Origin of the sequence: Lactococcus fujiensis JCM 16395 (genome assembly GCF_002441655.1) — a bacterium.
In the GTDB taxonomy this organism is placed as follows: Bacteria; Bacillota; Bacilli; order Lactobacillales; family Streptococcaceae; genus Lactococcus; species Lactococcus fujiensis.
On the sequence record NZ_JXJU01000027.1, the window covers coordinates 1 to 5897 of the forward strand.

Annotated in this window: 4 protein-coding genes; 3 read left to right on the forward strand and 1 reads right to left on the reverse strand. The window is 30.3% G+C overall.

Annotated features, from left to right (window positions below):
• Together RT41_RS10515 and RT41_RS09770 are read left to right on the forward strand one after the other, a co-directional pair.
• The coding region (locus RT41_RS10515; protein WP_180752718.1) for a hypothetical protein at positions 1-545 on the forward strand (545 nt) is incomplete at its 5' end.
• A 1264-nt stretch (positions 546-1809) separates the two neighbouring features.
• Complete coding sequence (locus RT41_RS09770; RefSeq protein WP_180752719.1) at positions 1810-2460, forward strand: hypothetical protein; 651 nt, start codon at positions 1810-1812, stop codon at positions 2458-2460.
• Between the two features lie 760 nt (positions 2461-3220).
• On the opposite strand, the gene RT41_RS10375 is transcribed toward RT41_RS09770, so the two are convergent.
• Positions 3221-3322 (reverse strand): type I toxin-antitoxin system Fst family toxin, encoded by a 102-nt coding sequence (locus RT41_RS10375; RefSeq protein ID WP_143467370.1) that lies wholly within the window; start codon positions 3320-3322, stop codon positions 3221-3223.
• Positions 3323-3619: 297 nt separating this feature from the next.
• Between RT41_RS10375 and RT41_RS09780 the strand changes: the two genes are divergently transcribed.
• Positions 3620-5428 carry an AAA family ATPase gene (locus tag RT41_RS09780; RefSeq protein WP_096819208.1) on the forward strand — a complete coding sequence of 603 codons (1809 nt, stop codon included), beginning with the start codon at positions 3620-3622 and terminating at the stop codon, positions 5426-5428.
• Positions 5429-5897: the final 469 nt, after the last annotated feature.

Consider the following 5897-nt stretch of genomic DNA (forward strand, 5'->3'; position numbering starts at 1 on the left):
ATCCCTTATCAGGTCAAAGTAGACCGGCTCCTAGCCTTTTAGATCATAAAATTATTTCTCAATTAGGGATAGCTACAGCTAATCCAGTAGATCATTTATTCAGTCCAATTCAAAAAAATAAATCTGAAGTACGGGGTAATCTTTTATCAGAGAATGGAAAGGTTGTCTCTTTCAATGATTACCTAAAGGGAATTAAACTTTCTTATTCGGAAATAGATGGTGGAACAAAAGTACTTGCTACATTAAATGGAGCTAAAAAACGATCGAATGCAAATTCCTATACTACAGAATATATCAAAGATATTGATAATATGAAGCAAAAAGTGTACGATATGTTAACTCATATTACTATGGCTGTTCTAATGGCTGCTGCTGCTGTCTTTTTAAGTCCATTTGCCCAAAAATTGATAGAAACAATCCTACTGGTTGCATTGGGTGGTAGCGGAGGTTACAATTTTTTCGAATTTGCTAGCGATTATCAAGATTATAAAGATCTTTTGTCTGAATCAACAAGTGCATTTACACAAATGAAAAACGATTGGTGAGGTGAATTTTGAATTACCAAAGAAAAATAAGAGGGATTAAAATAGTATTATTTCTTATGCTTTTGCTCTTTAATTTGTTTTCACTCTCTACAATAATTAAAGCAGTAAATAATATTGATTTTACTTGGATAGATTTCATCTCTACCCTGCTAGAACTTCTATTTTTGATGTTTTTTATAGTAGTCATTATTATATACATAAAAAACTTAAATAAATTAAAGAAAAAGCATTTAAGCTTGAGTGGGGAGACTACTAAGGAAGATGGAATTGAACTTACTTCTGATTGGAACCCTTTAAGATATTATGAAAGATTAAATAAATGGGCTTTGATGTTTTTTATAGTATTACTGTTAATATTGGTTTTGCTTTTTATACTACGATTTGAATTCCTGCCGACTATCAATGCTTCAGTAATATTAGAGATTATGATTCATATCACTTCAATACTTATACTGATCGTCATGATTTATCATTGCATAGTGGTAATAAGGAGTAAGTAATATTATTTAATAGTAAGATAAGTAAACTCCTTACATCGTCATTAAGGAAAAAGTATCCGTTAAAATAGAATAAATGGATGGGACTAATTTATATGAGTTACTTAAAAAAATTAAATAGTCTAATCATAAGATTCACAATCATATTATTGGGATGCATTGTATCGCTGCTATTGGTCATAAAATATCAATTTGGATATACTCCTTTTTCTGATGCTGTAAAGATTATCTTACTTTGTTATTTGATATGGGTATCCGTGGTTCAAATTTACAATTTTAATGTATTGAAGAAAAAATATCGGGGAATGAGCAGCGAAGAAAAAAAAGAAGTAGAAGGGGAAAAAATAAAGGCAAGGTTATTCTTTATTCTCAAGTAATTAAGTAGAACATGAGGAAAAGCTAGACAAGGATAATTTCTTGTCTTTTTTATTTTTCACCATCACTATTCAGAAAATACATATTTTACGAAAAGTTAAAACACCCACAAAAGGCAGGGTTAAGCCATTCTTGAATGGAGGAGAGTGAAAAAACAAGCAAAAACGAGTTTTATGTGAAGTTTATGAGAATATTAGAGTAAAATAAGAGAACAAAAAATGAAAATTTTTGTTAAATTGTATTCAAGATAAAATTAAATTAATTTTTTTATTATTGTATTGTAAAAGAAAAATAAATATTATATAATTACCTTAAATAAAAGATTCTTACAATTCTTAGTTTAGGTTTTATGTTACTGCTTAATTTGTTAATAATTAAAGGAGGACATTATTATGTCTATTTTAAAAAAAGGGGCTATCACTCTTTTATCAATTGTAACTCTTGCTGGTATTGGAATTTCGCATACTTCTGCAGATACCACAGCCACAACCCCAGGAAGCGGAACTGATGTAATATCCAATGTAATGGATGTGAACGGTGAAACTGTACAAACCATCGGTCCAGTTCAAACAGCATTTCAATTAACGGAGTCGTATAGTAAAGACAATGGTGTTACTTTCGACCAAGCGGCTCGATATTTAGGATTTTCTGCAGCACAGCTTTATGGAAGAGCAGCGTCATATACGTACAGAACATTTTCTTCTCAATTTACAGTAACTAGTTCTTATAAACCATCGGTAACATTCTATTGCAAAACAGAGGAAAGCGGTGGATTTAGAGGAATTGTAACAATTCTAACTGTACAAATGAATCGGAGCTATAATGGAATCTCTAAGCAATTTGGAGGTACCGTATATGCCAATTTAGAAGATCCTAATAGAATTTATTATATTGTAAATGGAGATTTTTACAATAATGGAACAACAACTGTAAATGGAGGAGTTAACGTTGGTGTCGGAAGTTCTGCATCTGTTAAATTTGGTGTAAGTTCTTCATCAAATCACTATGCCTATACTTATAAAACAGGCTATGTAAACTTCTAAAGGGAGAAATATGAAAAATATTTACAGACTAGTTAATTTATTTGTCAGTGGTCTGATCATGTATCTTGTACCCACTATCGCTAATGCAAGGATGGAAAATTCAAATGCTGAAGGGGGATTCTATTCAGTACAATATTCGTTCATTTGCATATCGTTGATTCTAATAGCTGTATTTATTTTCGTAACAGTTAATTTAATCATTAATAACATTGATAAAAAATAATTATTAACTTTTAAGTTAAATCCAAAAAATATAAAAAGCAGAGAAGTAAACTCTGTTTTTTTATTTTATGGGAATTAAGTAAGAAGCTGATTCTATTGTTGATTTTATAAATTATAAGTTTAAGTCAATTGAAATATGAAACCAAAGAATCTGAAGGTCGATATAAGTTACCATCCTTCTAAAGCAATTAGAGAATAGCAAGACAGAGGGTTGATGAAATAGCAAGGCTTTTTCCTTTCTGAACATGCTACTGCCATGAAACAATGGAAAGAAGAAGAATGCTTACCACAATTCAGTGATGATATGACACCACAAGAGAAGATGTTGTTGCTCTCTCAGTCGATGCTTAATCGGTTGGATATTGTTTTAAGAAATCTAAAGTATCATAAATTTGACAGAATAAGGAGATATGATATAATTAGATTAGCAAAGTGAAGATTGCTAAAAGAGATATGTAAACAAAAAAGCACAGGACTGCAATCCTGTGCTTTTCTTTTGTGGTTCGCAACTCCACTCAGGTTGAGCGGCACTTGTTGCCTATCGTTTTTTCTTGCTCAACCAGTCAAGAATGAGCTTGACTGCTACACCAGAAATAATTGGTGCAACGATAGACGTGAAGATAACTAAAAGAATTGGCATGTAAACACCTCCTCCCAATTTCATTCTAGGATTCGGCAAGTGCCTTAAATATTATAACACGAAAGTTTTGTAAGAGAGGATATAAACACCAAGCTCATAATTGAACAGTTATGAGCTTATTTTGTTACTTTGTTTAATTGAAAAGGATATATCAAAGTGGTATAAGTATTGCGACTCAGAAAAGAAGATTTAAAAGTTTAAATATATCTACTCGCTAAAATTTTTAATCTAAAGTATTATATACTTTGGTATAATGAAAAGTAAGTTTATTAATAATGTTGAAAAAAGGAATAAGGTATGAAACCCAAAAAATTTAGAATTGTTAATTTTAAGTCAATCATTGATAGTGGCGAGTGTTATTTTGAACCCGGTTATACAGTTTTAGCTGGAAAAAATGAAAGTGGAAAATCAACAATATTAGAAGCATTAGAACTATTTGATGAAGAAAAAGTATTATCCAAATCTACTTCTCCAATTGGAACAAAAAAAGAAAGTGAGCTCTTCATAACTTTTGAGGTTTCAAAAGAAGAAATTGAGCAGGAACTTGGGGAGATTTATTCGAAAAATGTGTCGATTTCAAACAGTGAATTAATCACTATTAAAAAAGATATGTCAGGATATACTATTGAGGATGGCATTAAACTTCCTGAAAAGACTAAAAAGATAGAAACTGAAGAAATAAAAGCACTTGAAAATAATATTATAAAAATTATCAAAGAATCTGACTTAAAGGATGCAACAAAAGAACATATTTTAAATCAAGGTTTAACCTTTGCGGACTATGAAAATGATATCCCAAAATGGCTCGAAAATCCAAATAATGCAAATATATACGGTAATACATATAGTTTGAATGAACCTGGTATTAATACCTTTTCTATGATTTTAAAACATATTGAAGAGTTTCGTAATACAGAATTTAGTGAGAATAAATTTTTAAAAACTTTAATCAAGCGTAATATGCCTTATTTTGTTAAATTTGATAGTTTTGATGATGTATTCCCAGATAGTGTATCTATAGATACTATAAAAACAAACCCTGTGATTCAAGATTTAGAGGAGGTTAGTGACTTTAGAATTGATGAAATAATATCTGATGATTCGCAAATACAGGCAAATCACGAGAATCAGGTGAATACTAATTTCTCTAAAGTTTTTGAAGATTATTGGACACAAGATGACATTAAATTAGTTGTGCGAAAAAATGGTGATAAAATTTACTTTTGGATTGAAGAAAATCACATATTATTCAAACCTTCTCAAAGATCAAAAGGTCAACAGTGGTACCTCAGTTTTTATATAAAAGTAGTGGCAAAAATGCAAGAAACTACGCCCAATGTTATTTTGATTGATGAACCAGGATTATACTTGCATGCAAAAGCTCAAAAAGATTTACTAAAAGTCTTAGAGAGACAGTTTTCTAGTAATGTATTAGTTTTTTCTACACACTCTCCATACCTAATAGAAGAAAATAGGCTTAATAATATAAGGTTAGTAGAAAAAATTGAAGGCTCAACTACTATTGTGAGTAAACCTTGGGCAAGGATAGAAGACAAAGAAACTTTAACTCCCATATTAACAGCTATAGGACTTGGACTTGGTGACTCAATATCTGATAGATTTAAAAATAATATTATCTGTGAAGGGATGGAGGAAGTTTTATACTTACAAGCTTTTCAGTTGTTGAATGATATTGATAAAGACATAAATTTTATAAACGGTAATGGGGCAGCAAAATTAGAATTTTTTGGAAGAATTTTGGAAGCCTGGGAGCTGAATGTTAAGTATCTCTTTGATAACGATACAGCAGGGAAGAGAGCAGGAAAAAAAGTTTTACGTGATAATCCATCAGCATTAGTTCATTATGTAAGTGATGTCTCAGGAGAATCTACAGTAGACCTAATTAGTGTGGAGGATTTTAAAAATATTATACTTGAAGATAATAGTATAAATGTAATTAAGAATTCTGATTACATAAAAAATGAGAAATTAGATAAAGTAATCTTAGCAAGAAAATTCTTAAATCATGTAAAAGGGGGAAATATTGAGGTTTCCCCAAAAAGCAGCGATAAAATTAAAATCTTAATGGATAAATTATATTCCTAATTTCTCTCAGTACACAATTTGATGTATATCAGAAAATTTAGCCTTTTTCGGAAAGTTATTTCAAGCAAAAAACCCAAAGTTGAGCCATTTACATATTATACGGAGTAAAGCAGGGATAAAAATCGCCAAATATGGCATAATTATGAGAAAATGAGTGAATTTCTAATCAAAACGTCTGGCATATTTTTATAGAAAATATGATTTGTTTATCTTCCAAATTTATGTTATTTTTAGAGAGTCTTAAACAAAAGCAAAAAGCATTCTGATTTCACACACGATTCGTCAGAGTGTTTTTTCTTTTTTAAATAAACGAGATGACAAAAAATAGAAGTTGTGATAAAATAAAGATAAAGAAAAAAGGACTAGCGCCAACTAGTCCAATGTAGCCGTGTTAAGAACGGTAGCAAATTAATAGTTAAAAAATAACCATCGACCTACTAAGAGTGATGTGCACCCCAAAAGTTAGACT